Below are 26,268 nucleotides of genomic sequence, written 5' to 3'. Positions count from 1 at the left end.
ATGCCGGCAGTTTACGCCGCTCGCCAGATATGACCATGTCATTTAACTGAATGAGTTAGTTAAAAAAATTGCAGATGCGCCACCTGCTGACGCAGTGCCTCAGCACGCGCTGCATCGAGGAAGCATAAGGCGTCAGCGGCCTCCTGACGCCATCTCGCCAGCAGGGCTTTACGCCCCGTCAGCTGTAGCGCAGCGCACAGCGCGGCTTCCTCTTCTCCCTGCAGACGCCTGCGCAGGGCCGGTAACGGCATGTCGACCTGCATCAGCAGGCGGTTGAGGCAGCCCAGCGCCGCGGCCAGCGGGCGATGGGCGAAAGCAAAGCTCGCCGCTTCCAGCCAGTCCTCATCACTAAGCATAGCGTCTGCGACGGCCGGCAGCGGCGCGGATTCGTCCCGCCACGGGCGAAGCCAATATTCATCCCGCAGCAGCCGCTGCGCCTCCCGCTGCGCGAGCTGGTGCCCCGCTGCAGTCAGCGGGAACAGAGCCATCGCGGTATAGCAGCCGCTGCTGGCCTCGCGATGGGTTCCCAGCCGCACGAGGATAAACCCGCAGCGTTGCCAGAAGCGCAACAGCTCACGGGTATAGCCGAAGCTGACGGATAGATAGTCATAGCCTGCGGCATCGGCGGCGATACTGGCGATCATCTTCTGCCCGAGACCTTCGCGCTGACGGGCAGGATGGACAGCGATCCGACTGACCCGCAGACCGGACAGCGTCGCCGCCAGGGGACTGCCGCCATGCGCCGCCAGCGACTGGGCGACCAGATTCCCGCGCGGCCGGCGAAACCCTGCCCACACCGCCCGGCTAAGTTCGGGAGAAAGTCCCCCCTCGGCCACCAGCCACAGCGCGCCCGCCACCGCGCCGCTGGCGCGAGCGCAGCGAAAAGCCTGGCCGGGGGCATCCATCATGCGCCGCAGATCGAGCGGGGAAGTCCGGTAGTGCGCCCCGGACAATAGCTGGTACATCGCCTCCGGTAGCGCTGGCTGCGATTGCCAGCAGGACTGATTAACCGCTTCCAGCACCACCTCCCCCGTCGGCGCGTCGCGAAATGCCTCATCGTTAAAGATCAGCAACTGACGGATGGCTGACTCCAGCGGACAGCCCGCCGCCCAGCGGATCGGGGCGCTCAGGCTGAATGACTGCAGACGGGGCAGGCTGGCGCAAAATTTCAGCAGGAATCCGCGACCGGTGCCTTCATAACCCTGCACCGTCGTGGTGAGTAGCGTGCGGGGAAAACGGCTCACCAGCTGCCGGAGAAGCGGAGCCGGGATCGACGAGGCCTCATCGACAATCAGCCAGGCCGCCGTTTCTTGCGACGCCAACAGCGCATCGGGCGCCATAAAGCGGAACGCCTCGCCGGCAAAGCTCGCCAGCACCTCGACGGCGCTACGCGTTGGGGCGGTGACGATGGCCTCGCCCCCAAGCTGGCGCAGCAGCATGCCCGCGAGAGCGGATTTCCCTCGCCCGCGCTCTGCCGTCACCGCCGCGATACCGGGCGGCAGCCGCAACAGTTGCTCAAGGATTAGCGCCTGCTCGGCCTGGGGGTGGCCATCGGCGGGATGCCAGTCAGGGCGGGGGGCGGCCAGCGGGAAGCGCGGCCGGTCCGACTGCTGCCAGAGCAGCACCTCCGGATCGGCGATAAACTGCCGGCAGCAGCGGTGAACAAAGTTGGGGGTAACGATAGGGTCGGGAGTATCGCTCCAGCGCAGGGAGTCCTCATCCGCCCGGGTCGGCCAGTCGGCGAAGGGGGGCGTCAGCAGCACCAGCCAGCTTCCCGCCCGCAGCGTACCGCTCAGGGCCGCCAGGGCCGCCACGTCACACCCGCGCCGGGCATCGAAAAAGGCGTGCATCACTTCCCGACCCAGCAGCGTCTTCAGGGCGCCAGGCGCCACGCAGGGCGCAGAAACCGGATCGGAGCCTACCCACAGACCATCGCCGCCGAGCCGCTCCCGTAGCGCCTGCGCCTGCTGCAGCGTCCAGGCCTCATCGCCGCTGAGCACCAGCAGGCGACGGATCCCCTCCCGCGCCATCTGCGCGGTGAGGTCAAGCAGCGCGTCCATCATCGGTGGCGATTACAGCGCGCTGCCGAAGGTGTTGCACTGCGCCGGATCGCCGCTGTCGAAACCGCGTTTGAACCAGGTGTAGCGCTGTTTTGACGTGCCGTGGGTAAAGCTGTCCGGTACCACGCGCCCCTGGCTCTGCTGCTGCAGACGGTCGTCGCCGATGGCTTCGGCAGCGTTCAGCGCCTCCTGCAGATCGCCGGTTTCCAGAATATCCTGCTGCTGCATATTATGGCCCCAGACGCCGGCGAAGCAGTCCGCCTGCAGCTCCATCTTCACCGACAGACGGTTGGCTTCGGCCTCGGTGGCATGCTGCTGTTGCTGGCGAACTTTCGGCTCAATGCCCAGCAGTTTTTGCACGTGGTGGCCCACCTCATGAGCAATGACGTACCCCTGAGCAAAGTCGCCGTCGGCGCCCAGTTTATTTTTCATCTCATCGTAGAAGGACAGATCGATATAGACCGTGCTGTCGGCAGGACAGTAGAACGGCCCCATCACCGACTGACCGGTGCCGCAGCCGGTACGTGTCGCGCCGCGGTAGAGCACCAGTTTTGGCTGGGGGTACTGGCGGCCCATCTTTTCAAAGATCGGTCCCCAGGTATCTTCGGTAGTGGCCAGAATGACGGAAGTAAACTTCGCCGCTTCATCGTCTTTCGGACTGATGGAGCGCTGCGTGGAGGTCTGCTGCTGCGGCATCGGCTCCCCGGTCAGCATGCCGGTCAAATCCACGCCGTAGTAGCCCGCCACCAGCACAATAATCAGCAGTACAATGCCGCCCTTCCCGCTCGGCAGACGGAAGCCCCCGCCGCCGCCAAACGGCGAGCCTGATTGACCACGTCGATCTTCAACATTGTCGCTTTCGCGACGCCCTTGCCAGCGCATAAGCACCTCATTCCCTGTTATGTATCAATAGCAGAGATCGTAGGCGGTTCAGCGCAGGATTACCACAGGAAACAGCAAGAGACGCCAGAAGATGAGGCCATCTTCTGGCGGCGAGCGGGTTAGTCGAGCTTAACGCCCAGGCGGTGAGCCACTTCTTCGTAGGCTTCGATCAGGCCGCCCAGGCTCTGGCGGAAGCGGTCTTTGTCCATTTTATCGAGGGTATTTTTATCCCACAGGCGGCTGCCGTCCGGCGAAAACTCGTCGCCCAGCACCACTTCGCCTTTGAACAGACCAAACTCCAGCTTAAAGTCCACCAGAATCAGACCGGCGTCATCGAACAGCTTTTTCAGCACGTCGTTGGCTTTGTAGGTCAGCTCGCGCATCCGCGCCAGATTCTCTTTGCTCACCCAGCCGAAGGTTTCGCAGTAGGAGTCGTTGACCATCGGATCGTGCATAGCATCGTTTTTCAGGAACAGGTCGAACAGCGGCGGGTTCAGCTCGATACCTTCTTCAATGCCTAAACGTTTTACCAGCGAGCCTGCCGCACGGTTACGCACCACGCACTCTACCGGCACCATATCCAGTTTTTTCACCAGACATTCGGTATCGGAAAGCAGCGCTTCCATCTGGGTAGGGATGCCCGCTTCTGCCAGTTTGCTCATAATGAAATGGTTGAACTTGTTATTCACCATGCCTTTACGATCGAACTGCTCGATGCGCGCGCCATCACCTGCTGACGTATCGTTACGGAATTCCAGTACCAGCAGGTCCGGATTATCGGTGCTGTATACTGTCTTCGCCTTACCACGATACAACTCAGCTTGCTTTTTCATCTTTCACTACTCCAGTGATATTGAGCCAAAAAATGACGTGTCGGTCTTACATAACATCCTACATCGAGCCTCAGAGCAGAGGCTAAACGCTTGCGAGGCGAACTGCAGTCAGGCGACTGGAGCGGCCTTAACGCGGCGATTTACAGGGTTATGCGGCTACGCACACGTTTGCGTCACTATACATGAAAAAGGGCCGGATTGCTCCAGCCCTTTTGATTACTTGTTAAATGCGGCCTGGAATACGGCTACCAGGGCGTCATTTTGCGACTGCGTCAGAGTGTGACCTTTCGGGTCGATGAACTGCAGGCTACTGCGGTTATCGAGGTCACCGACCTGCAGTTTGTAGTCACCGGAGGCCAGCTGCGGGTCACGTGCGCCCAGCTCCTGCCAGCTGCTGTCAGACAGCGGCTTGTAGGTCAGCGCCATGCTGCCCTGAGAGCGCGTGCTGTCGGTCACTTTCATTCCCACTTTTTCGAGGGCGCCCGGCAGACGTTGCCACACCATGTTAAACGGCGCGCGAACGACAAGCATCGGCAGGCCGGTATCGTCGGCAGCGCTCTGCACGTCGAAGGTGGCGCCAGCACTGCGCTGGGCCGCGTTCTGGGCGCTGGTGGCGCTCGCATCAAGGCCTTCAGAAATGACGTTCAGCATGGCGGTGCTGTAGCGCTGCAGTGACGCCGGATCGGCAACCGGTTTACCCGCCTGCTCCAGATTCACCAGCTTAACGACCACCGCTTGCTGATAGCCCTGCGGTTTGACGGAGATTTGATAACGACCGCGATACTGCTGATCTTCATCAAGGCGGTTCCACTCAACCCAGTCGGTGTTCAGCGTCTGGCTCGCATCATCGCGTTTCGCGATAACGTAGTTCTTCGACTGAAGGATACTGGTGACCTGCGCCCACAGCGAGCCGCTGCGGCCGTTCTCAACCATCAGCGTCGCGGTATCGCCATTAAACTGGGTCCGCGCACCGCTGACCAACGCCAGCGGCTGCGCCGGCGGGCGAATGTCCAGCGCTTTGCCCACCGCGCCGGTGCTGTTGGCCACCGGAATGTTGTAATCGCCCACCTGAATCGGCAGGATCATCCCCGCCGGCGCGTGAAGTTCGCTCAACGGTGACGCCTGTAAATAGGCCTCATCACCGCTCACCTGACGCTTATAGCGCGAGTCGGAACTACAGGCCGCGAGGAGTAGAACCAGCGAAACACCCGCAACCTTCGCCAGGCGCGACTTCTGTACTGAGTAAGCCATCAAATCTCCCTAAACTTTACAGCAAACCGGCATGCTTCAGCGCGGCGGTGACGGCTTCACGACCATGGTCGGTGATGGGCGTCATCGGCAAGCGCAGCGTATCGGTCGCCACAAGACCCAACGCCTTGCATCCCCATTTCACCGGGATAGGATTGGGTTCGACAAATAATTTTGTATGCAGTGGCATCAGACGCTGATTAATCGCACGCGCTTCGGCAAATTGACCCGCCAGCGCCAGACGGCACATGTCGGCCATTTCGCGCGCCGCCACGTTGGCGGTGACGGAAATCACGCCCACGCCGCCGAGCTGCATGAAGTCCATACCGGTCGCATCGTCACCGCTCAGCAGAATAAAGTCGTCTGAAACCAGCTCTTTGATCTGGTGAACGCGACTTAAGTTCCCTGTAGCTTCCTTAATACCGACAATATTTTTAATTTCCGCCAGACGGCCAACGGTTTCCGGCAGCATATCGCAACCGGTACGGGACGGCACATTATACAGAATTTGCGGCAGGTCAGTATGTTCAGCGATAGCTTTAAAGTGCTGGAACAGGCCTTCCTGGGTCGGACGGTTATAATAAGGAGTGACCGTCAGGCAGCCGACAACACCGCTATCGTTAAAACGTTTGGTCAGGCTAATCGCCTCTGCGGTTGCATTGGCTCCCGTGCCAGCGATAACTGGAATACGCCCGTCGGCCAGTTCCAGCGTCATCATCACTACGTCGCCATGCTCTTCATGGCTCAGCGTTGCGGATTCACCGGTAGTCCCTACCGAAACGATCGCCGAGGTTCCGTTGGCGACATGGTAATCAATCAGTTTTTTCAGGCTTGTCCGGCAGACATTACCGTTTTCATCCATCGGCGTGACAAGCGCTACAATACTTCCCGTGAACATGGGCCATCCTCAGAGCAGAAGTGCGACAAGATTCTCAATGTTACGTTTGGAGCTGCAATAAAAGCAAGAGACCCGACGCCATCAGGGATGTTGTATGGCGGTTTTTTTTATGCTTTCCTAATGTTACCTCACCTTTTTAAAGGAAGAACAGGTTTGACAGCCTCATTACAACACTATCTGGTTATTACCGCCCTGGGGGCTGACCGTCCCGGCATCGTGAATACGATCACTCGCCACGTCAGCAGCTGCGGTTGTAATATCGAAGACAGCCGGCTGGCCATGCTCGGTGATGAGTTTACGTTTATCATGCTGCTTTCCGGGTCGTGGAATGCGATTAACCTGATCGAATCAACCCTGCCGCTGAAAGGTGCGGAGCTGGAATTGTTGATCGTGATGAAACGCACCACTGCGCGCCCGCCACAGGCCATGCCAAACACCGTTTGGGTCCAGGTTGAGGTGCCGGACTCACCGCATATCATCGAGCGCTTCACTGCCCTGTGCGATACCTGGAATATGAATATTGCGGAACTGGTGTCCCGCACTCAGCCGGGAGACGGCGATTCCGCGCAGCTTTTTATCCAGATAACTGCCCACAGTCCTGCGACGCAAAATGCAGCAAATATCGAACAAGCATTCAAAGCCCTATGTACAGAACTGAACGCACAAGGCAGTATTAACATCGTTAATTATTCACAGCATGATGAACAGGATGGAGTTTAACCCATGACCCCACTGAAAGCCGGTGATATCGCACCGAAATTTAGCTTACCGGACCAGGACGGCGAGGAAGTAAATTTAACCGACTTCCAGGGACAACGTGTCCTGGTTTATTTTTACCCGAAAGCCATGACCCCAGGCTGCACCGTCCAGGCGTGCGGCTTGCGTGATAATATGGACGACCTGAAGAAAGCCGGTGTAGAAGTGCTGGGCATCAGCACCGATAAACCGGAAAAGCTCTCCCGTTTCGCCGAGAAAGAGCTGCTGAACTTCACGCTGCTGTCTGATGAAAACCATCAGGTTTGCGAGCAGTTTGGCGTCTGGGGCGAAAAATCCTTCATGGGGAAAACCTACGACGGTATTCACCGTATTAGTTTCCTCGTCGATGCCGATGGCAAAATCGAACACGTCTTTGATGACTTCAAGACCAGCAATCACCACGACGTGGTGCTGAACTGGCTGAAAGAAAACGCCTGATGCAAAGCAAGACGCCGGGGGAGGAGATCCTCACCCGGCGTCTTTTTTATCCCGAACACGTCAGTCGTCGTCAACCACCAGGCCATCCGGCCAGGCATGCACTACCGCTTTAATCAGCGTGGCCAGCGGAATGGCGAAGAAGACGCCCCAGAACCCCCACAGCCCGCCAAAGATCACCACCGACAGGATAATCACCAGCGGGTGTAAATTGACCGCTTCCGAGAACAGCACCGGGACCAGCAGGTTGCCGTCCAGCCCCTGAATAATCAGATAGACCGCGAACAGGCTCCAGAACTCGGTGCCAGCGCCAAACTGAAACAGCGCCACCCCCACCACCGGAATGGTCACCACAAACGCGCCGATATAGGGGATCAGCACCGAGAAGCCCACCAGCACCGCCAGCAGCAGCGAGTAGTTGAGGCCAAAGAGAATAAAGCCGATCCAGGTGGCGACGCTGACGACAATCATCTCCAGCACCTTGCCGCGAATGTAGTTGGTGATCTGCTGATTCATCTCCTTCCAGACCTGCCCGGCAAGGCCACGATTACGCGGCAGTACGCGGCGCACCGCGTTGAGCATCTGCTCTTTATCCTTCAACAGGAAGAAGACCATCAGCGGCACCAGCACCAAATAGACCGCCAGGGTAAGCAGCCCCACCAGCGAGGCCAGAGAGTACTTCACAACCGAGTCGCCCACCGTCAACATCCGATTGCGCATATTTTCCGCCATCGCATCGATGATGCCGGCATCCATTAACGCAGGATAGCGCCGCGGCAGCGTAGCGGCAAAATCAGAGAGTTTGTTGAGCATACCCGGCATATCGCGGATGAGATAGATCCCCTGCTGCCAGGCCACCGGCAGCACCACAAAGGCCAGCAATAGCAGGATGCCCACAAAGAGAATCAGCACCAGCGAGGTCGCCCAGGTGCGCGACAGGCCAATCCGTTCCAGACGAACCGTCGGCCACTCCAGCAGATAGGCCAGTACGATAGCCACCAGTAACGGCGCTAACAGACCGCTGAAAAAGAACATGATGCCGAAACCGGCAAGCAAAATAACCAGCAGCGCTATCGCCTCAGGGTCGCTGAATCGACGGCGGTACCACTGCATTAACATCTCAAGCATAAAACCTTCCCTGAAGGGCCAAGCGGCGACAATCCGGGGAATTGTATCGAAATGTCACAAAAAAGACTTCGCTTTTTGATGCGCCGCAGACAAACCGTTCTCCGCCGTGAAGATCATATTTTCAAGGCGGCCAACGCCAGCTAAACTCGCTGGGATGCGGCCAGGGAACATTGCGTCGCACAATCGGTCAAACTGGCACACCCACATTACAGGACAGAGGTTATGTTCAGGCAGTTGAAGAAAACGCTGGTGGCGACCGTCATCGCCTCGCTGACGCTGGGTTCGATAGGCCCTGCTTTTGCTGACTCCGCAGATACGCTGCCGGACATGGGGACCTCTGCAGGAAGCACGCTGTCGATTGGTCAGGAAATGCAGATGGGGGATTACTATGTGCGCCAGCTGCGCGGCAGTGCGCCGCTGATTAACGATCCCCTGCTGGTACAATATATCAACGGGCTGGGCATGCGTCTGGTGGCACACGCCAACTCAGTGCGCACCCCGTTCCATTTCTATTTGATTAATAACGACCAAATCAACGCCTTCGCCTTCTTTGGCGGCAACGTGGTCCTCCACTCCGCCCTGTTCCGCTACTCTGATAATGAGAGCGAACTGGCCTCTGTCATGGCACACGAAATCTCCCACGTTACGCAGCGGCATCTCGCCCGCGCGATGGAAGATCAGAAGCGCAATGCGCCGCTGACCTGGGTCGGTGCCCTGGGTTCGATTCTGCTGGCGATGGCCAGCCCGCAGGCCGGGATGGCGGCGCTGACCGGGACGCTGGCCGGTACCCAACAAGGCATGATCAGCTTCACCCGCCAGAACGAAGAAGAGGCCGACCGGATTGGCATTCAGGTTCTGCAACGCTCGGGATTCGACCCACAGGCAATGCCGATGTTTATGGGTAAACTGCTTGATGAGTCGCGCTACTCGACGCGGCCGCCGGAAATGCTGCTCACCCACCCCCTGCCGGAAAGCCGACTGGCCGATGCCCGTAACCGCGCCAACCAGATGCGCCCGGTGGTGGTACAGTCCTCAGCGGACTTCTATCTGGCGAAGGCGCGTACCCTCGGGATGTACACCAACGGCGACAACAAGCTGGGCACCGATCTGCTGAACGCCTGGGATAAGGGCAATATTCGCCAACAGCATGCCGCCCAGTATGGTCGCGCTCTGCTGGCGATGGAAAGCAACAACTTTGACCAGGCACGCAAAACGCTGCAGCCGCTGCTCAGCGCCGACCCGCAAAACGCCTGGTATCTCGACCTGGCCACGGATATCGACCTCGGGCAGAAGAAAACCAGCGACGCCATCAACCGCCTTAAAAACGCCCGCGAGCTGCGCACCAATCCGGTACTGCAGCTGAACCTGGCCAACGCCTTACTGCAGGGTGGACAGCCCGGGGAAGCGGCGACCATTCTGAACCGGTATACCTTTACCAATAAAGAGGATGGCAACGGCTGGGATCTGCTGGCCCAGGCGGAAGGCGCGCTGGGCAATCGCGACCAGGAGCTGGCGGCGCGGGCAGAAAGCATGGCGCTCGTCGGTCAGCTGGAACAGGCGATTTCCCTGCTCAGCAGCGCCAGCTCGCAGGTGAAACTTGGTAGCCTGCAGCAGGCGCGTTACGATGCCCGTATCGACCAGCTACGCGATCTGCAGGCCCGCTTCCGCCCCTATCAAAAAATGTAAGGAGACCCCATGACCGACGCGGTAACAATTTACCATAACCCACGCTGCTCGAAGAGCCGCGAAACGCTGAGCCTGCTGCAGAGCCGCGGCATCGATCCACAGGTGGTGCTTTATCTCGACACACCGCCGGATGCCGATACGCTGCGTGAGCTGCTGCAGCTGCTGGGTATGGAGAGCCCCCGCGAGCTCATGCGCCAGAAGGAGGATCTGTACAAATCGCTCAATCTTGCCGACCAGGCGCTTAGCGACGCGGCGCTGATTCAGGCGATGGTCGACAATCCTAAGCTCATTGAACGCCCTATCGTCGTCAGCCGCGGCCAGGCGCGTATTGGCCGCCCGCCGGAGCAGGTCCTTGAGATCGTAAGCTAACCCACCTGCGCCGCGCTTTCGCGGCGCTTTTTTTACGTGGCCGATTCCAGATCTTCCACGCCAATCCCTCCCGCCCGCCGGACGATGCTACTGTTCATCTATCGCTCAATCCACTGGACGGATGAACATGAAAAAACCGACCTCCACGCCCCATGACGCGGTGTTTAAAACCTACCTCTCCCATCCCGATACCGCCCGCGATTTCCTGCAACTGTATCTGCCCGAAACGCTGCTTAAAGTATGCGATCTGCGTACGCTGCACCTCGAGTCGGGGCATTTTGTCGAAGACGATCTGCGTCCCTTTTATGCCGACATTTTGTATTCCCTGAAAACCACGGCGGGAGACGGTTATATTTATGCGCTTATCGAACACCAGAGCACGCCCGACCGGCATATGGCCTTTCGTCTGATGCGCTATGCCATCGCCGCCATGCAGCGTCATCTCGATGCCGGTCACGATCAACTACCGCTGGTGATCCCTGTCCTCTTCTACCACGGTCTGGCCAGCCCCTACCCATACTCTCTACGCTGGCTCGATGAATTCGCCGCCCCGGAACTGGCCAGCCGTCTTTATCACGAAGCGTTTCCGCTGGCGGACATTACCGTCATTCCGGATGACGACATTGCCACCCACCAGCGCATGGCAACGCTGGAGTTACTGCAAAAACATATTCGACAACGCGATCTGGCGCAGCTCCTCGACAAGCTGAGCGAATTATTATTGACTGGACTGGCGACACAATCGCAGGTACAAGCCCTGATGCACTATCTGGTGCAGGCAGGCAATACGCGCGAGCCGATCAAGTTCATACGCGAACTGGCGTTACGTACGCCGCAACATAAGGAGACGTTGATGACGATTGCGGAATATCTCGAGCAACAGGGACTGGAGCGGGGACTGGCGCAGGGGCGACAGGAAGGCCGACAGGAAGGCCGGAAAGAAGAGGCACAGCGTATCGCCGCCGCCATGCTACACAGTGGCCTGGCGCGCGATCTGGTCGCTCATCTGACCGGACTGACGGAGCAGGAGCTGGCCCCACTGGCGGACTAGAGCTTAAGGATCTCTTTCACGAAGGGGATCGTCAGCTTGCGCTGGGCGGTAATCGAGGCGTGATCCAGCTGATCGAGGGTCATAAACAGCGAGCGCATCTCGCGATCCAGCCGCTTCAGCAGGAAGCGGCACACGTCTTCCGGCATCTCGAAGCCGCGCAGTCTGGCGCGTAGCTGCAGCGCCTGCAGTTTGTCTTCATCCGACAGCGGCTGCAGCTTATAGATCTGCCCCCAGTCCAGCCGTGAGGCGAGGTCCGGCAGACCAAGATTCAGCTGCCGCGGCGGCCGATCGCCGGTGATCAGCAGTCGGGTTTTGCCTGATTCCAGGATCCGGTTGTAGAGATTAAAGATGGCCATTTCCCAGGGCTCATCCCCGGCGACGCATTCAATATTATCAATGCAGACCAGCGCCAGCTGTTCCATCCCCTCCAGTACCTCGGGCACAAACCACGTCCGTTTATCCAGCGGCACGTAGCCCACCGCATCCCCGCGCTGGGAAAGCTCGGCGCAGGCGGCGTGTAACAGGTGGCTGCGACCTGCCCCTTCACGTGACCAGATATAAATGTACCCGCTGTGTTCCTGGCGCAGTACGTTCTGGAGGGCAGCAAGTAGGGAAGGATTATCACCCGGCCAGAAACTTGCGAAGGTTTCGTCGTCAGGAAGATACAGTGGCAAAGAGAGCTGTGCCGGTGCGTTCAGATGGACCTCAACATAGGCTTACAGAAAAACGCGGAGAGTTTACCACAGATTTAGGTCAGGAGAGAACCGGGCGGGATCGCCGCCCGGTCAGGAGATCGTTATTTAACCTCTTCGCTATCCGCCGCGTCGAGGACCACCTCTTCCGGACGCAGGACGCTGATAAGCTTGAAAATCAGGCTCAGCGCGATGCCCACGATGGTCGCCAGCGCCATCCCTTTCAGCTCGGCGGCGCCAATGTGTACTTTAGCGCCGCTGACGCCGATGATCAGGATCACGGAGGTGAGGATCAGATTCTGCGCTTTACTGTAATCCACCTTCGATTCAATCAGTACGCGGATCCCCGAGGCGCCGATCACCCCGTACAGCAGCAGCGAAACGCCCCCCATCACCGGTACCGGAATGATTTGGATAGCCGCCGCCAGTTTGCCGACGCAGGAGAGCAGAATCGCAATGATCGCCGCGCCGCCAATAACCCAGGTACTGTAAACCCGGGTAATCGCCATCACGCCGATATTTTCACCGTAGGTGGTGTTGGGCGTCGAACCAAAGAAGCCGGAGATGATCGTCGACAGGCCGTTGGCAAACATCGAACGATGCAGACCCGGGTCGCGGATCAGATCGCGCTTAACGATATTGGCGGTCACCACCAGGTGCCCGACGTGCTCAGCAATCACCACCAGCGCGGCGGGCAGAATGGTGAAGATAGCAAACCACTCAAAGCGCGGCGTGTAGAAGGTCGGCAGCGCGAACCAGTGCGCCTCGGCGATCGGGGTGGTATCGACCACGCCCATCACAAACGACAACGCATAGCCCACCAGCACGCCAATCAGGATTGGAATAATCGCCAGGAAGCCGCGGAACAGCACAGAACCAAATACCGTCACCGCCAGCGTTACCATCGAAATAATAATGGTTTTACTGTCGGGGGCTTGACCGTCGGCTGGCAGCAGCCCGGCCATATTAGCCGCCACACCCGCCAGTTCGAGGCCGATAACCGCCACGATGGCGCCCATCGCCGCCGGCGGGAACATCACATCCAGCCAGCCGGTACCGGCTTTTTTGACAATAAAGGAGACGAGGCAGAACAGCACGCCGCACATAATAAAACCACCCAGCGCCACTTCGTAGCCCAGCGGCAACAGCAGCAGTACTGGAGAAATAAAGGCGAAACTCGATCCCAGATACGCCGGGATTTTGCCTTTACAGATAAAGAGGTACAACAGCGTACCAATACCGTTGAACAGCAGGACGGTGGCCGGGTTGATGTGGAACAGGATTGGCACCAGCACCGTTGCGCCAAACATAGCAAACAGGTGCTGCAAACTAAGCGGGATAGTCTGTAAAAGCGGTGGTCTTTCACTCACCCCGATAGCACGGCGCGTCATAGTGTTTTCCTCTGAGATGGTTAGTTATGTGTGTTTTATTCAAAAAAAAGCCGACTTTCAAAGTCGGCTTATTTATCGTTATTCGATTATTTCGTACCAAAGATCTTGTCGCCGGCATCGCCGAGACCGGGAATGATATACCCGTGTTCATTCAACCCCTTATCGACAGAGGCGGTGTACAGCTCAACGTCCGGGTGCGCTTTCTCCAGCGCGGCAATCCCTTCCGGCGCCGCCACCAGTACCAGCACCTTGATGCTGGTGCAGCCAGCGTTTTTCAGCAGATCGATAGTGGCGATCATCGACCCACCGGTGGCCAGCATCGGGTCAACCACCAGCGCCATACGCTCATCAATGTTGGACACCAGCTTCTGGAAGTAAGGTACCGGCTCGAGAGTCTCTTCATTACGATAGATACCCACCACGCTGATACGCGCGCTGGGGACGTGCTCCAGCACCCCTTCCATCATGCCAAGGCCTGCGCGGAGGATAGGCACAACGGTAATTTTCTTGCCCTTGATCTGCTCAACTTCCACCGGGCCATTCCAGCCTTCGATGGTCACTTTCTCGGTCGCCAGATCGGCGGTGGCTTCATAAGTCAGTAAGCTGCCCACTTCTGAGGCGAGTTCACGGAAGCGTTTGGTGCTGATGTCGTGCTCGCGCATCAGGCCCAGCTTGTGTTTGACGAGTGGGTGTTTGACTTCCACAATCTTCATTCTCTTTCTCCTCTGAGGGGCGGCCACAAAAAAAATCGCGGGATTATACCGCTTTTTGCGGATTGTGCCATACCCATCTTGCTTGACGTATATCAAGCAAAGTGATTTAGAGACAAAAAAACCGGAGGCAAGGCTCCGGCTTGGGTGCGGGGTGCAGTCCATACGCTTACGCGGGCCTACGTGTATTGTAGGTCGGTTAAGCGTTAGCGCCACCCGACTACGACAGGTTCTCCCCGTTGCTGGCAATCACCTGTTGATACCAGGCAAAAGACTTTTTCCGGCTGCGAGCCAGCGAGCCATTGCCTTCATTATCTTTATCAACATAAATGAAGCCGTAGCGTTTTTTCATTTCCCCTGTGCCGGCGGAAACCAGATCGATACAGCCCCACGGGGTGTAGCCCATCAGATCAACGCCATCCTCGACCACCGCCTTTTTCATCTCCGCGATATGGGCGGAGAGATAATCGATACGATACTGGTCATTGACGCTGCCGTCCGCTTCACGGACATCGATCGCGCCAAAACCGTTTTCGACAATAAACAGCGGCAACTGGTAGTGATCCCAGAACCAGTTCAGCGAATAGCGCAGGCCAACCGGGTCAATCTGCCAGCCCCAGTCCGACTTTTTCACATACGGGTTGGAGACCAGGCTGGTGGTTTCATCATAGTCGAGCAAGGGGTTATCTTCGGTGGCTTTGGTGGCGAACGACATATAGTAGCTAAAGCCAATGTAGTCGACACAGCCCTCAGTTAACGCCTGACGATCGGCTTCGGTGATATCCAGGGTAAAGCCGCGGCGGGCAAAATAGTTGAGCAGATGCTGCGGATAGCGGCCGCGCACATGAACGTCGGTAAACCAGTAACGGCGGTGCATGGCGTTCATCGCCATCATCATATCGTCTGGCGCGCAGGTCAGCGGATAGATCGGACACATAGCGATCATGCAGCCAATCTGCAGTGCAGGGTTGATCTCGCGCGCCGCTTTCACCGCCAGGGCGCTGGCCACCAGCTCATAGTGCGCGGCCTGGTACATCACCGGTTCCCGGTCTTCATCCGGCAAATATTTCAAACCGGAGTTGGTGAAGGGGGCAAAGTCCTCATGGAAGTTGGCCTGGTTGTTGATCTCGTTAAAGGTCATCCAGTACTTCACTTTATGTTGATAGCGGGTGAAGACGACCCTGGCAAAGCGCACGAAAAAGTCGATCAGCTTCCGGTTGCGCCAGCCGCCATACTCGGTGACCAGGTGATAAGGCATTTCAAAATGCGACAGCGTAATCACGGGCTCAATGCCGTGCTTCAGGCATTCGTCGAACAGATCATCGTAAAACTGCAGGCCAGCCTCGTTGGGCTCCAGCTCATCGCCCTGCGGGAAAATACGCGTCCAGGCAATCGAGGTACGAAAACATTTGAAGCCCATCTCGGCAAACAGCGCCAGGTCCTCCGGATAACGATGATAAAAATCGATCGCCTCATGGTTCGGGTAGTTTTTCCCCGCCACCACGCCGTCGGTAATTTCACGCGGCACGCCGTGGGCGCCGGCGGTCATCACATCCGCCACGCTGATCCCCTTGCCGCCCTCCTGCCAGCCGCCCTCTAACTGATGCGCGGCGACCGCGCCGCCCCACAGAAAACCTGCTTTAAATCCGGACATAGTCTCTCCCTAATGTCGATCGTCGCCAGGCGAACGATAGTGCTGATTGAAATGGTAAACCGCGCCAATCAGGCCGGCATCGTTGCCGTGACTGACGGTATCGAGATAGTCGGCAATGCCAAACCAGGCCAGATGCTGGCGCAGCAGCGCCAGAAATCCGCGACGTTCCACAATGCCGCCGCCGATAAAAATGGTCTGCGGATCGAAGATATTAACGAGGTTATAAAGGCCATGGCCCAGGCCATTGAAGAACTCGGCGACCAGACGCTGGCAAACCGGGTCGCCAGCGTCATAGCGGTCAAAAATCATTTCGCCTGTCACGCTCTCCAGCGGCGCAGCGATATGTTCCGCATAGCGATGGCGTAGCACTCGCAGGGTGCAGTTCTCATTCATCGAATAGCGACGAGGATCGCGCCCGCCGGGACGGTCAGTGAGCATGTAGCCGAACTCACCGGCGCGAAAACGCGCCCCGTGAACCAACTGATGATGGCAATAAATCGCGCCACCAATGCCGGTGCCAATGGTGAGTACCAGAAAATTGGCCATTTCCGCCGCTTTGCCCTGCCAGCGCTCTGCCAGCAGCACACAGTTGGCATCATTTTCAACTGAGACCGGCAGTCCGGTCCGGGCTTCAAGCCATGCTTTCATGGCGAAGTTATCAAATCGACGAATAGCACCGCCCATGGTGATAAAGCCGCTGTGCGGATCAACATAGCCTGGCGCGCTGATGGCGACCCCTTCACACGACGGATGGGCCGCCAGCCATGACAGCATTGCCTGTAAGATATGATCGCCATCGCTGTCATTGATCGACTGCTTCGCGCTTTCCAGTAGCCTGCCATCGCGGGTCATCACGCCCATCTTTAATGCGGTGCCACCGATATCAAATGCCGCAATTTTCATTCATCCCTCTCCTGACCAGCGTCAATCACTGGCAAAATGCGTGGCAAACCAACACAGAAACCGGTTTCAGTCTTATGATGAGGATTCCTTAAGGCTGAGGCAAGCACAAGACTGTACCCGGTTTCATTTTCGTGAGCAGTATCAAATTTGACCATCTATCCGCTGTTTCACGCCGACTGTAAAGCACGCTCGCAAACGTTTGCTTTCCCTGTTAGAATTGCGCCGATTTTTCTTGCTTACCGCAAACGCGTGGAGACTTCGCAGTGACCGACAAAACCTCTCTCAGCTATAAAGATGCCGGCGTGGATATTGATGCAGGCAACGCTCTCGTCGACCGTATTAAGGGCGTGGTGAAGAAAACCCGTCGCCCGGAAGTGATGGGGGGACTGGGCGGATTCGGCGCGCTGTGCGCACTGCCGCAGAAATACCGCGAGCCGGTACTGGTCTCCGGCACCGACGGCGTCGGTACCAAGCTGCGTCTGGCAATGGATCTGAAGCGTCACGACACCATCGGCATCGACCTGGTCGCCATGTGCGTGAACGACCTGGTGGTTCAGGGTGCTGAGCCGCTGTTTTTCCTGGATTATTACGCGACCGGTAAACTGGACGTCGATACCGCGGCCAGCGTCATTAACGGCATCGCCGAAGGCTGCCTGCAGTCCGGTTGCGCGCTGGTGGGCGGTGAAACCGCAGAAATGCCGGGGATGTATCACGGTGAAGATTACGACGTAGCGGGTTTCTGCGTCGGGGTGGTGGAAAAATCAGAAATCATCGACGGCAGCAAAGTGGCCGATGGCGACGTGCTGGTGGCGCTGGCGTCCAGCGGCCCGCACTCTAACGGCTATTCACTGGTGCGTAAGATCATTGAGGTTAGCGGCGTTGACCCGCAGACCACCGACCTTGACGGCAAACCGCTGGCCGACCATCTGCTGGCGCCAACCCGCATCTATGTGAAATCGGTGCTCGATCTGATCGCCAGCGTTGACGTCCACGCTATCGCCCACCTGACCGGCGGCGGTTTCTGGGAAAATATTCCGCGCGTGCTGCCGGATAACACCCAGGCGATCATTGATGAGTCCTCCTGGCAGTGGCCGTCCGTCTTCAACTGGCTGCAAACCGCCGGTAACGTCAGCCAACATGAAATGTACCGTACCTTTAACTGCGGCGTGGGGATGGTTATCGCCCTGCCGGCTGCAGAAGCAGACAAGGCCATTGCCCTGCTGAACGAGAAAGGTGAAAACGCGTGGAAAATCGGGTATATCAAAGCTTCCGATTCCGAACAGCGTGTGGTCATTGCATGAAAAACATCGTGGTGCTGATTTCCGGTAGCGGCAGCAATTTGCAGGCAATCATCGACGCCTGCGGCCGGAAACAGATAAACGGCACCCTGCGGGCGGTATTCAGTAACAAGGCTGATGCGTTCGGCCTTGAACGCGCGCGCGCGGCCGGCATCCCGGCCCACGCGCTGGCGCAAAGTCAGTTTGCCGACCGGGAAGCATTCGATCGTCAGCTGATGCATGAAATCGACGCCTACGCCCCGGATTTGGTAGTGCTGGCGGGCTATATGCGTATCCTGAGCCCGGCGTTCGTTAGCCATTATCAGGGACGTCTGCTGAACATCCATCCCTCGTTACTGCCGAAGTATCCTGGCCTGCATACTCATCGTCAGGTGCTGGAAAACGGTGATGAGGAACATGGGACCTCGGTGCACTTCGTCACTGATGAGCTGGACGGCGGTCCGGTTATCCTGCAGGCCAAGGTGCCGGTCTTCGTTGGCGACAGCGAAGATGAGGTGACGGCGCGGGTTCAGGCCCAGGAACATGCCATTTATCCGCTGGTCATCAGCTGGTTCGTCGATGGGCGTCTGCGCATGGCAGGCAACCACGCCTGGCTGGATGAACGACAACTTCCGCCCCAGGGCTATGCCGCTGAAGAATGAACAACAGCCCCGCCTTTTCCTGTCGCGGGGCTTTTTTTTAATTAAAATTGTTTATTAATCAATCATCTCACAGAAATATTTCTTCTTACTGTCATATTGTTGTGACACAGTAAATCGCTATGCAGAAAAATTCGTCATAATAGTCTACGTCCTGTGAGTAAAACGGAGTGTGAGCGGTAATGGGCCAGGAAAAGCTATACATCGAAAAAGAACTCAGCTGGTTGTCTTTTAACGAACGCGTGCTGCAGGAAGCGGCGGACAAAAGTAACCCGCTGATTGAGCGCATGCGCTTCTTAGGGATCTACTCCAACAACCTTGATGAGTTTTACAAAGTGCGCTTCGCTGAGCTTAAGCGCCGGATTATTATCAGTGAAGAACAAGGCAGTACCGCCCATTCTCGCCACCTGTTAGGCAAAATCCAGGCCCGCGTTCTGAAGGCCGATCAGGAATTCGATAGTCTGTATAACGAACTGCTGCTGGAGATGGCGCGCAACCAGATCTTCCTCATCAACGAGCGCCAGCTGTCCGTCAATCAGCAGGCCTGGCTGCGCAACTACTTCAAACAGTATTTGCGTCAGCATATCTCGCCGATCCTGATTAACCGTGAAACGGACCTCGTGCAGTTCCTGAAAGATGATTACACCTATCTGGCGGTGGAGATTATCCGCGGGGAAAACATCAACTATGCCCTGCTGGAAATTCCGTCAGACAAAGTGCCGCGCTTCGTAAACCTGCCGCCGGAAGCGCCTCGCCGCCGTAAACCAATGATCCTCTTGGATAACATCCTACGCTACTGCCTGGATGATATATTTAAAGGCTTCTTTGATTACGATGCGCTGAACGCCTACTCGATGAAAATGACTCGTGACGCCGAGTACGATCTGGTGCATGAGATGGAGTCGAGCCTGATGGAGCTGATGTCTTCCAGCCTCAAGCAGCGCTTAACCGCCGAGCCGGTTCGCTTCGTCTACCAGCGCGATATGCCGGACGCGATGGTCGAAATGCTGCGCGATAAGCTCTCCATCTCCAATTACGACTCGATGCTGCCGGGCGGCCGCTACCACAACTTTAAAGACTTTATCGGCTTCCCGAATGTGGGTAAGGCTAATCTGGTCAATAAGCCTATGCCGCGCCTGCGTCATCTGTGGTTTGATAAATTCCGCAACGGCTTCGACGCCATCCGCGAACGCGACGTCCTGCTCTACTATCCCTATCACACTTTTGAGCATGTGCTGGAGCTGCTGCGTCAGGCCTCGTTCGACCCCAGCGTACTGGCGATCAAAATCAACATCTACCGTGTAGCCAAAGATTCGCGCATCATTGACGCGATGATCCACGCCGCCCATAACGGTAAAAAAGTCACCGTGGTGGTGGAGCTGCAGGCACGCTTCGATGAAGAGGCTAACATTCACTGGGCGAAACGCCTGACGGAAGCGGGGGTCCACGTGATCTTCTCCGCGCCGGGTCTGAAGATCCACGCCAAGCTGTTCCTTATCTCGCGTAAAGAAGGCGATGAGGTGGTGCGCTACGCCCATATCGGTACCGGTAACTTTAACGAGAAGACCGCGCGGATCTACACCGACTATTCGCTGTTAACCGCCGATGCGCGCATTACCAATGAAGTCCGCCGCGTGTTTAACTTTATTGAAAACCCCTACCGCCCGGTCAGCTTCGATTACCTGCTGGTGTCGCCGCAGAACTCGCGCCGTCTGCTGTATGAGATGATCGATCGCGAGATCGCCAATGCGCAGAACGGGCAACCCTCCGGGATTACGCTGAAGCTGAACAACCTGGTGGATAAAGGGCTGGTGGACAGACTGTACGCCGCCTCCAGCTCCGGCGTGCCGGTCAATCTGTTGATCCGCGGCATGTGCTCGCTGATCCCTGGACTGGAAGGCATCAGCGATAATATCCGCGTCATTAGCATCGTTGACCGTTTCCTCGAGCACGACCGGGTCTACTGTTTTGAAAACGGTGGCGATAAACAGGTCTGGCTCTCCTCTGCCGACTGGATGACGCGTAACATCGATTACCGTATTGAAGTTGCCGCCCCGCTGCTCGACCCGCGTCTGAAACAGCGAGTGCTGGATATTTTTGATATCTTGTTCAACGATACGGTAAAAGCGCGCTATCTTGATAAAGAACTGAGTAATCGCTATGTGCCGCGCGGCAATCGCCGTAAAGTGCGTGCACAGATGGCGATTTACGATTATCTCAAATCACTCGAACAACCCGACTAACCTATGCCAATAAACGAAATAACCCCTCGGCCGCAGGAATTCGCTGCGGTCGACCTTGGTTCGAACAGTTTTCATATGGTGATCGCCCGTGTCGTCGATGGCGCCATGCAGATCATTGGACGCCTGAAACAGCGCGTGCATCTGGCCGATGGCCTTGATGAAAACTCGGTGTTGAGCGAAGAAGCGATGACCCGCGGGCTGAACTGCCTGTCGTTGTTTGCTGAACGTCTGCAAGGGTTCTCCCCTTCCAGCGTCTGCATCGTCGGGACGCATACGCTGCGTCAGGCGACCAACGCGGCGGAGTTTCTGAAACGCGCGGAAAAAGTGATCCCCTACCCGATCGAGATCATCTCCGGCAATGAAGAAGCGCGCCTGATTTTTATGGGCGTTGAGCATACGCAGCCGGAGCGCGGTCGTAAGCTGGTGATTGATATCGGCGGCGGTTCGACCGAGCTGGTCATCGGTGAAGATTTTGAGCCCCGCCTGGTGGAAAGCCGTCGCATGGGCTGCGTGAGCTTCTCGCAAGCCTACTTCCCTGGCGGGACAATCAATAAAGAAAATTTCCAGCGTGCTCGTCTTGCGGCGGTACAAAAACTGGAAACCCTTGCCTGGCAGTTCCGTATTCAGGGCTGGACCGTGGCGCTGGGCGCCTCCGGCACCATTAAAGCTGCGCAGGAAGTGCTGGTGGCCATGGGTGAGAAGGACGGGTTTATTACGCCGGAACGCCTCGAAATGCTGGTCAGTGAGCTGCTGAAGCATAAAAACTTCGACGCGCTCAGTCTGCCAGGCCTCTCTGAAGATCGTAAAGCGGTCTTTGCGCCGGGGCTGGCGATTCTGTGCGGCGTGTTTGACGCGCTAGCCATTAAAGAACTTCGTCTGTCCGATGGCGCCCTGCGTGAAGGCGTGCTGTACGAAATGGAAGGCCGCTTCCGCCACCAGGATATTCGTAGCCGCACAGCGCAGAGTCTGGCGAATCAGTACAATATCGATCGCGAACAGGCACGCCGGGTGCTGGAAACCACCACCCATATGCTGGAACAGTGGCAGGAACAGAACCCCAAGCTGGCAAATCCGCACCTTGCGGCGCTGTTGAAGTGGGCGGTGATGCTCCATGAGGTAGGGCTGAATATCAACCATAGCGGTATGCATCGCCACTCGGCCTACATTCTGCAGAACAGCGACCTGCCGGGCTTCAACCAGGAGCAGCAGATGCTGATGGCCACCCTGGTGCGCTATCATCGCAAAGCGATAAAACTCGACGACCTGCCGCGCTTTACGCTGTTCAGGAAAAAGCAGTTTCTGCCGCTGATCCAGCTGCTGCGCCTGGGCGTGCTGCTGAATAACCAGCGTCAGGCCACCACCACGCCGCCGACCCTGCGGCTGCAGACGGAAGCTCACCACTGGACGCTGACCTTCCCGCACAACTGGTTTAGCCAGAATGCGCTGGTGCTGTTGGATCTGGAAAAAGAGCAGCAGTACTGGGAAGGTGTGCCGGAATGGCTGCTGAAGATTGCAGAAGAAGAGCCAGACGCCTGATCGGCGCTCCTGAATATTCCCCAGGCCGGGCCATCGCGCCCGGCTTTTTTCTGCTTCAGGCAGTCATCCCTTCCGCCAGCTGCGCCAGTGGTACCGGTACGCCGATATCGTAGCCCTGCAAATAATCGATCCCCAGCGCGATGACCGCCTGGCGTATCTCCGGCGACTCGACATATTCAGCCACCACCTGCATGTTCTTCATACGCGCCAGACGACAAATAGAATCCACCACCTGGTAATCGAGACTGCTGGCAAGCAGATTGCGAATAAAGCTGCCGTCGATTTTAAGAATGTCGACGTTCATCGTTTTTAACCGGGCGTAGCTGGCGTAGCCGGTACCAAAATCATCGATCGCCACCCGGCAGCCCAGCGCCCGCAGATGCTCTAAAGTCTGACAGACCAGCTCAGGGTTACTGAGCGCATAGTTCTCGGTCAATTCGAAAATAATCTGCCATGGCTCAATGTTGTACGTCTGCAGCAGCGCTTCGACTTCCTGAGGAAACTGGCTGCGGCTCAACGTGACCGGAGAGAGATTGATCGCCAGCCGCAGACCGGGCAGTGCCCGCCGGTGGGTATCCATAAAGGCTAGCGTGTGCTCAATGACCCACTGATCCACACGAGAGGAGAGGCCAAACTCATGCGCCACCGGCAGGAACGCGTTTGGCCCCGTCAGTTCGCCCGACTCCCCTTCCATCCTCAGCAACACTTCATGGTAGTTATCGCCGCGGATGCCCTGGATAGGCTGCGCCATCAGGACGAAGTGGTCTTGCTCCAGCGCCTTGAGGATGCGATTCATCATCACCACTTTATCTTTCAGATCCTGCTGAACATGGCCGGCGCCGCGGCGCTGCATATTCTCCGGATGGCCGCTGGCCAGCGACATGTCGGCAATCGTGTTTAGTTCGCCAAGCAGCAAATACAGATGCTTGACTGGTGAGCGAACGTTGCAATAGCTCATGCCGATCCGCGGCTGGAGGGGAACCCCGTCCCAGTAGAAACGGAACTGCCGCAGGGAGCGGTCGATCAAATGAATACGCGCCTGATGCCCTTCACTGTTGAGGCGAAAAACCAAGTCATGGCCGGCAAGGTGATACACCGCTTCGTTAGGCTGCAGTAACGCGCTCAGGTGGTTCGCCAGCATTTGCTTATACTGAATGCGTAACAATACGCCGTAGTGGCGGCCCAGCAGTTCCAGCTCAGGAATGCGCAAAAAACAGAGCGTCGACCAGCTCGCGCCGTTGAGCGCCCGACTCAGCGCCCGCAGATTAGGCATATGTACGACCGGGTCGAGGAAAGCCATCTGCCGGACGCGAGCGTAGATCAGCCGCTGCTGTGTCGCCAGCATCGCCGTGTAGGCGACAATAAACGAGAAGACCAGATAGCTTGACGAGGTGATCGCCAGTTGGGTGTTATAGCTTGGATAAACCGGTAAGTAACGGTAATGAAAATGGATCACGGCAATCAGTACCGGCGTCCAGATCAGCGAGATAAAACGATAGCCAAAACGCATGGCCCCCCAGAGCATGACCGGCATAAGTAATGATAACGTATAATTCGTACTAAATATGGTGCTGGTATCATTAAGCGGCATCAATAATAGCCCCAGCAGCAGGATTAATATCGCCGCCCAGCAAATGATTTCAATTGTTTTTATTTTTGGATCAATTTGTAAGCGAACCTGAGAAATAAATCCGCGAACATGAAAAGGGTTCCGAATTATCCGTAGCAGAAAATAACACAGCGGCACGCCCGTCAGACACCCCACCATCAACGCCTGAAAGGTGATTAACGACCGTAAACTAAAGGGCGTAATCCCCGTCATCTCCGTCGTACGTGGATGCAGTCCCAGATACTCAGCGATCTGTGACAGAATAAGAAAAATGACCGAGGGAAGCAGCATCTGCCAGAACAGACGGTGCGGCATCAGTTTGACGTTACCGTGCGAGACCTGCTGGCGCCGGGGTACAAAGATGCGATATCCGCCCCAGCACAGCACGCAGGGGATGAGAAAATGAAACAACACGCCGATAGCCTGCTCGGGCGTCATTCCTCGGGCCAGCGTGAGCAGCAGGCCAATAATAATACCCGGGATCGCCGCCCAACCGAAAAACATCATCAGGCTGAGTACTAATGCCAGAGGAAGATAATAAAGGAATACCATGTGGCCATTGAGCATGGTGTAGGTATTCGCCCATCTGGCGAAGGGTAATAACAGCGAGGGCAGAACAAGCGGTAAAGCCCACCACTTGTCGCGATATTGTTGATAATATTTTAATAAATTCATAGGTGCTCTACAGAGAGCCTCTGCTCCTGCGAGGCATATTCAGGCAGGCATCCAACCACCCCATGCTGACCGCATAAGTAATAACGATACGGTAATGTTCGCTGATTTTAGTGGTCAAGAGAATGGGACTGTTGATATAAATCAACAAATACTGACGCTAACATTAATAAAACTTATTTTTTTACCTTTTTATTGCTAATAAAGTGAGCATGTAAATACGATGATTATCTTATATAACATTAATTAATGTTTTCACTGCGGCACTTTTACATCTGCATCAATTGACCCCACCTCGTTCCTGTGCCTTAATACCCCCATCGCCCATCTTCGGGTATACTTCAAGGAACCTTTTGTGAGTCAGGCACCCAGTATGCGTAAACGACATCGATTTAACCGTCGCATGACCCGTATCGTACTGCTTATCAGCTTTCTCTTCTTCTTTGGACGCTTTGTCTACTCCTCCATCGGCGCCTGGTACCATCACCAGGATAAAAAAGCGTCGCAGGAGTCTTCACTCACCGTCGAGCCCTCCGCTCGCGAGTAATCCTTTGATTCTAATACTGGAAGCGCCACACTCCGCAGACAGAGTCGCTCGCTGCTGATGTATTGTCTTTGATGCGGTAATTTTGCCGTCGGCGATTTATCAGCGCACGGCATGCAGCAGGCGCAGCATTTCCGCGATACCTTTTGTCACAATTTTGTCCTGACGCATGACTACCGCCAGCTGTCGATATAGCCGCGGCGCCAGCGAGTGCACGCTTAATCCGTCGCGATCCTTCTCCTGCTCCACCGCCATGCGGGGCACGATGCTGTAGCCCAGCCCTGCCCGCACCATCCGTTTAATCGCCTCGATGCTGCCCAACTGCATCACCGGCGTGACCGCCACTCCCGCCGAGCGGAACCAGCGGTCAATCAGATCCCGGGTGCCGCTGCCGGCTTCGAAGGCAATGAGCGGCAGCGCCAGCAGTTCAGCAGGGGTATAATCCGCCAGCGTCCCCGTCTCGTGACTGGCATGGATAACCACGAACTCCTCGTCAACCACTGAGGTCACCGCCAGACTGCGCCCCTGTACGGGCAAGGTAACCAACCCGAGATCGAGGCGATTTTCCTCCACCGCCCGGACGATATCCAGCGTGTTGCCGGTGGTCACCCCCACCGTCAACAGCGGATGCTGCTGACGAAGATGCTGCAGCAGCGGCGGGAGAAGATGAATGCAGGCCGTCGCGCCGGTCCCCAGCGTTACCGCCCCATTAACTTCCTGACTGAATGCGCTGACCGACTGCATTGCGCTATTCACCGCCCGATCGATCTGCTCGCTGTGGGCCAGCAGTGCCATTCCCGCCGCCGTCGCCTTGATCCCGCGGCCGGTACGCTCCAGCAAACGGGTCTGTAAAAACTGCTCCAGCTGACGCACCTGCAGGCTAACGGCAGGTTGGGAGATCCCCAGCGCGTCGGCGGCGGCAGAAAAGCTGCCGCGCTGTACGACCAGCCGGAAGGTCGCCAGGTTTCCCAGGTTCAGTGTTGTCATACAAAGTTTCTCTTATACCGCGCATAAGGTGGCCGCTCTGCCAGA

Annotated in this window: 23 protein-coding genes and 1 pseudogene; 10 read left to right on the top strand and 14 right to left on the bottom strand. The window is 57.0% G+C overall.

Annotated features, from left to right (window positions below):
- Positions 1-59: 59 nt before the first annotated feature.
- From DTA24_RS07115 to dapA, 5 genes are all read right to left on the bottom strand, one after another.
- Positions 60-2,063 carry a tRNA(Met) cytidine acetyltransferase TmcA gene (locus DTA24_RS07115; RefSeq protein ID WP_123836612.1) on the bottom strand — a complete coding sequence of 668 codons (2,004 nt, stop codon included), beginning with the start codon at positions 2,061-2,063 and terminating at the stop codon, positions 60-62.
- Positions 2,064-2,072: 9 nt separating this feature from the next.
- Complete coding sequence (locus DTA24_RS07110) at positions 2,073-2,942, bottom strand: neutral zinc metallopeptidase (protein ID WP_023298061.1); 870 nt, start codon at positions 2,940-2,942, stop codon at positions 2,073-2,075.
- 119 nt (positions 2,943-3,061) lie between these two features.
- Positions 3,062-3,775, bottom strand: coding sequence for a phosphoribosylaminoimidazolesuccinocarboxamide synthase (gene purC / locus DTA24_RS07105; RefSeq protein WP_002913801.1), 714 nt, complete (start codon positions 3,773-3,775; stop codon positions 3,062-3,064).
- Positions 3,776-3,991: 216 nt separating this feature from the next.
- A complete protein-coding gene (gene bamC, locus DTA24_RS07100) occupies positions 3,992-5,026 on the bottom strand; it encodes an outer membrane protein assembly factor BamC (RefSeq protein ID WP_008803834.1) in 1,035 nt (344 codons plus the stop codon).
- A gap of 16 nt (positions 5,027-5,042) precedes the next feature.
- On the bottom strand, positions 5,043-5,921 hold the full coding sequence (gene dapA / locus DTA24_RS07095; RefSeq protein WP_002913803.1) for a 4-hydroxy-tetrahydrodipicolinate synthase: 879 nt from the start codon (positions 5,919-5,921) through the stop codon (positions 5,043-5,045).
- Positions 5,922-6,074: 153 nt separating this feature from the next.
- Between dapA and DTA24_RS07090 the strand changes: the two genes are divergently transcribed.
- Together DTA24_RS07090 and bcp are read left to right on the top strand one after the other, a co-directional pair.
- Positions 6,075-6,641: a glycine cleavage system transcriptional repressor gene (locus DTA24_RS07090; RefSeq protein ID WP_002913804.1), complete on the top strand. Its 567-nt coding sequence runs from the start codon at positions 6,075-6,077 to the stop codon at positions 6,639-6,641.
- A gap of 3 nt (positions 6,642-6,644) precedes the next feature.
- A complete protein-coding gene (bcp, locus tag DTA24_RS07085) occupies positions 6,645-7,115 on the top strand; it encodes a thioredoxin-dependent thiol peroxidase (protein ID WP_008803833.1) in 471 nt (156 codons plus the stop codon).
- Between the two features lie 60 nt (positions 7,116-7,175).
- Here bcp and DTA24_RS07080 read toward each other — a convergent pair whose 3' ends face one another.
- Both DTA24_RS07080 and DTA24_RS28015 read right to left on the bottom strand, forming a co-directional pair.
- On the bottom strand, positions 7,176-8,240 hold the full coding sequence (locus tag DTA24_RS07080) for an AI-2E family transporter (protein WP_008803832.1): 1,065 nt from the start codon (positions 8,238-8,240) through the stop codon (positions 7,176-7,178).
- 54 nt (positions 8,241-8,294) lie between these two features.
- Positions 8,295-8,411 (bottom strand): hypothetical protein, encoded by a 117-nt coding sequence (locus tag DTA24_RS28015; RefSeq protein ID WP_012540910.1) that lies wholly within the window; start codon positions 8,409-8,411, stop codon positions 8,295-8,297.
- A gap of 51 nt (positions 8,412-8,462) precedes the next feature.
- On the opposite strand from DTA24_RS28015, the gene bepA reads away from it, so the two are divergent.
- The 3 genes from bepA (at position 8,463) to DTA24_RS07065 (ending at position 11,346) form a co-directional block, all read left to right on the top strand.
- Positions 8,463-9,926: a beta-barrel assembly-enhancing protease gene (gene bepA, locus DTA24_RS07075; RefSeq protein ID WP_008803831.1), complete on the top strand. Its 1,464-nt coding sequence runs from the start codon at positions 8,463-8,465 to the stop codon at positions 9,924-9,926.
- 9 nt (positions 9,927-9,935) lie between these two features.
- A complete protein-coding gene (gene arsC / locus DTA24_RS07070; protein WP_008803830.1) occupies positions 9,936-10,295 on the top strand; it encodes an arsenate reductase (glutaredoxin) in 360 nt (119 codons plus the stop codon).
- A gap of 127 nt (positions 10,296-10,422) precedes the next feature.
- Complete coding sequence (locus DTA24_RS07065; protein WP_109849092.1) at positions 10,423-11,346, top strand: Rpn family recombination-promoting nuclease/putative transposase; 924 nt, start codon at positions 10,423-10,425, stop codon at positions 11,344-11,346.
- Here DTA24_RS07065 and DTA24_RS07060 read toward each other — a convergent pair.
- The 5 genes from DTA24_RS07060 to bglK all read right to left on the bottom strand — a co-directional run bounded on the left by DTA24_RS07060 (position 11,343) and on the right by bglK (position 16,696).
- Positions 11,343-12,044, bottom strand: a complete 702-nt coding sequence (locus tag DTA24_RS07060; protein WP_020947395.1) for a DnaA inactivator Hda — start codon at positions 12,042-12,044, stop codon at positions 11,343-11,345. The two genes, DTA24_RS07065 and DTA24_RS07060, sit on opposite strands and share 4 nt — an antisense overlap.
- Before the next feature lie 98 nt (positions 12,045-12,142).
- Positions 12,143-13,429: a uracil permease gene (uraA, locus tag DTA24_RS07055; RefSeq protein WP_012540908.1), complete on the bottom strand. Its 1,287-nt coding sequence runs from the start codon at positions 13,427-13,429 to the stop codon at positions 12,143-12,145.
- Between the two features lie 86 nt (positions 13,430-13,515).
- Positions 13,516-14,142: a uracil phosphoribosyltransferase gene (upp, locus tag DTA24_RS07050; protein ID WP_004201927.1), complete on the bottom strand. Its 627-nt coding sequence runs from the start codon at positions 14,140-14,142 to the stop codon at positions 13,516-13,518.
- Positions 14,143-14,359: 217 nt separating this feature from the next.
- Positions 14,360-15,793: a 6-phospho-beta-glucosidase gene (locus DTA24_RS07045; protein ID WP_023340606.1), complete on the bottom strand. Its 1,434-nt coding sequence runs from the start codon at positions 15,791-15,793 to the stop codon at positions 14,360-14,362.
- Positions 15,794-15,802: 9 nt separating this feature from the next.
- Positions 15,803-16,696 carry a beta-glucoside kinase BglK gene (bglK, locus tag DTA24_RS07040; RefSeq protein WP_023323093.1) on the bottom strand — a complete coding sequence of 298 codons (894 nt, stop codon included), beginning with the start codon at positions 16,694-16,696 and terminating at the stop codon, positions 15,803-15,805.
- 263 nt (positions 16,697-16,959) lie between these two features.
- Here bglK and purM point away from each other — a divergent pair, with 263 nt between their 5' ends.
- From purM to ppx, 4 genes are all read left to right on the top strand, one after another.
- Entirely contained in the window at positions 16,960-17,997 is a 1,038-nt protein-coding gene (purM, locus tag DTA24_RS07035; RefSeq protein ID WP_008803825.1) for a phosphoribosylformylglycinamidine cyclo-ligase, read from the top strand.
- Positions 17,994-18,635 carry a phosphoribosylglycinamide formyltransferase gene (gene purN / locus DTA24_RS07030; RefSeq protein WP_117134694.1) on the top strand — a complete coding sequence of 214 codons (642 nt, stop codon included), beginning with the start codon at positions 17,994-17,996 and terminating at the stop codon, positions 18,633-18,635. The genes purM and purN overlap by 4 nt, the downstream gene beginning before the upstream one ends.
- A 179-nt stretch (positions 18,636-18,814) precedes the next feature.
- Positions 18,815-20,875, top strand: coding sequence for a polyphosphate kinase 1 (gene ppk1 / locus DTA24_RS07025; RefSeq protein WP_004890441.1), 2,061 nt, complete (start codon positions 18,815-18,817; stop codon positions 20,873-20,875).
- 3 nt (positions 20,876-20,878) lie between these two features.
- Positions 20,879-22,411 (top strand): exopolyphosphatase, encoded by a 1,533-nt coding sequence (ppx, locus tag DTA24_RS07020; protein ID WP_008803823.1) that lies wholly within the window; start codon positions 20,879-20,881, stop codon positions 22,409-22,411.
- 55 nt (positions 22,412-22,466) lie between these two features.
- On the opposite strand, the gene DTA24_RS07015 is transcribed toward ppx, so the two are convergent.
- On the bottom strand, positions 22,467-24,695 hold the full coding sequence (locus DTA24_RS07015) for an EAL domain-containing protein (protein ID WP_012967452.1): 2,229 nt from the start codon (positions 24,693-24,695) through the stop codon (positions 22,467-22,469).
- A gap of 370 nt (positions 24,696-25,065) precedes the next feature.
- Here DTA24_RS07015 and DTA24_RS07010 point away from each other — a divergent pair, with 370 nt between their 5' ends.
- A complete protein-coding gene (locus tag DTA24_RS07010) occupies positions 25,066-25,239 on the top strand; it encodes a YfgG family protein (RefSeq protein ID WP_012967451.1) in 174 nt (57 codons plus the stop codon).
- 99 nt (positions 25,240-25,338) lie between these two features.
- On the opposite strand, the pseudogene DTA24_RS07005 reads toward DTA24_RS07010, so the two are convergent.
- Positions 25,339-26,248, bottom strand: a pseudogene (locus DTA24_RS07005) (LysR family transcriptional regulator).
- Positions 26,249-26,268: the final 20 nt, after the last annotated feature.

This window comes from Klebsiella sp. P1CD1 (assembly GCF_003790505.1).
Classification (GTDB): Bacteria; Pseudomonadota; Gammaproteobacteria; order Enterobacterales; family Enterobacteriaceae; genus Klebsiella; species Klebsiella variicola.
The sequence above is the reverse complement of the archived record's forward strand: the minus strand, read 5'-3'. Positions and strand labels throughout refer to the sequence as shown.

Coding starts and splice junctions, on each gene's coding strand:
- DTA24_RS07115 (WP_123836612.1), bottom strand. CDS start 2,063: ATGATGGACGCGCTGCTTGACCTCACCGCGCAGATGGCGCGGGAGGGG.
- DTA24_RS07110 (WP_023298061.1), bottom strand. CDS start 2,942: ATGCGCTGGCAAGGGCGTCGCGAAAGCGACAATGTTGAAGATCGACGT.
- purC (WP_002913801.1), bottom strand. CDS start 3,775: ATGAAAAAGCAAGCTGAGTTGTATCGTGGTAAGGCGAAGACAGTATAC.
- bamC (WP_008803834.1), bottom strand. CDS start 5,026: ATGGCTTACTCAGTACAGAAGTCGCGCCTGGCGAAGGTTGCGGGTGTT.
- dapA (WP_002913803.1), bottom strand. CDS start 5,921: ATGTTCACGGGAAGTATTGTAGCGCTTGTCACGCCGATGGATGAAAAC.
- bcp (WP_008803833.1), top strand. CDS start 6,645: ATGACCCCACTGAAAGCCGGTGATATCGCACCGAAATTTAGCTTACCG.
- DTA24_RS07080 (WP_008803832.1), bottom strand. CDS start 8,240: ATGCTTGAGATGTTAATGCAGTGGTACCGCCGTCGATTCAGCGACCCT.
- DTA24_RS28015 (WP_012540910.1), bottom strand. CDS start 8,411: ATGTTCCCTGGCCGCATCCCAGCGAGTTTAGCTGGCGTTGGCCGCCTT.
- bepA (WP_008803831.1), top strand. CDS start 8,463: ATGTTCAGGCAGTTGAAGAAAACGCTGGTGGCGACCGTCATCGCCTCG.
- arsC (WP_008803830.1), top strand. CDS start 9,936: ATGACCGACGCGGTAACAATTTACCATAACCCACGCTGCTCGAAGAGC.
- DTA24_RS07065 (WP_109849092.1), top strand. CDS start 10,423: ATGAAAAAACCGACCTCCACGCCCCATGACGCGGTGTTTAAAACCTAC.
- uraA (WP_012540908.1), bottom strand. CDS start 13,429: ATGACGCGCCGTGCTATCGGGGTGAGTGAAAGACCACCGCTTTTACAG.
- upp (WP_004201927.1), bottom strand. CDS start 14,142: ATGAAGATTGTGGAAGTCAAACACCCACTCGTCAAACACAAGCTGGGC.
- DTA24_RS07045 (WP_023340606.1), bottom strand. CDS start 15,793: ATGTCCGGATTTAAAGCAGGTTTTCTGTGGGGCGGCGCGGTCGCCGCG.
- bglK (WP_023323093.1), bottom strand. CDS start 16,696: ATGAAAATTGCGGCATTTGATATCGGTGGCACCGCATTAAAGATGGGC.
- purN (WP_117134694.1), top strand. CDS start 17,994: ATGAAAAACATCGTGGTGCTGATTTCCGGTAGCGGCAGCAATTTGCAG.
- ppk1 (WP_004890441.1), top strand. CDS start 18,815: ATGGGCCAGGAAAAGCTATACATCGAAAAAGAACTCAGCTGGTTGTCT.
- ppx (WP_008803823.1), top strand. CDS start 20,879: ATGCCAATAAACGAAATAACCCCTCGGCCGCAGGAATTCGCTGCGGTC.
- DTA24_RS07015 (WP_012967452.1), bottom strand. CDS start 24,695: ATGAATTTATTAAAATATTATCAACAATATCGCGACAAGTGGTGGGCT.
- DTA24_RS07010 (WP_012967451.1), top strand. CDS start 25,066: ATGCGTAAACGACATCGATTTAACCGTCGCATGACCCGTATCGTACTG.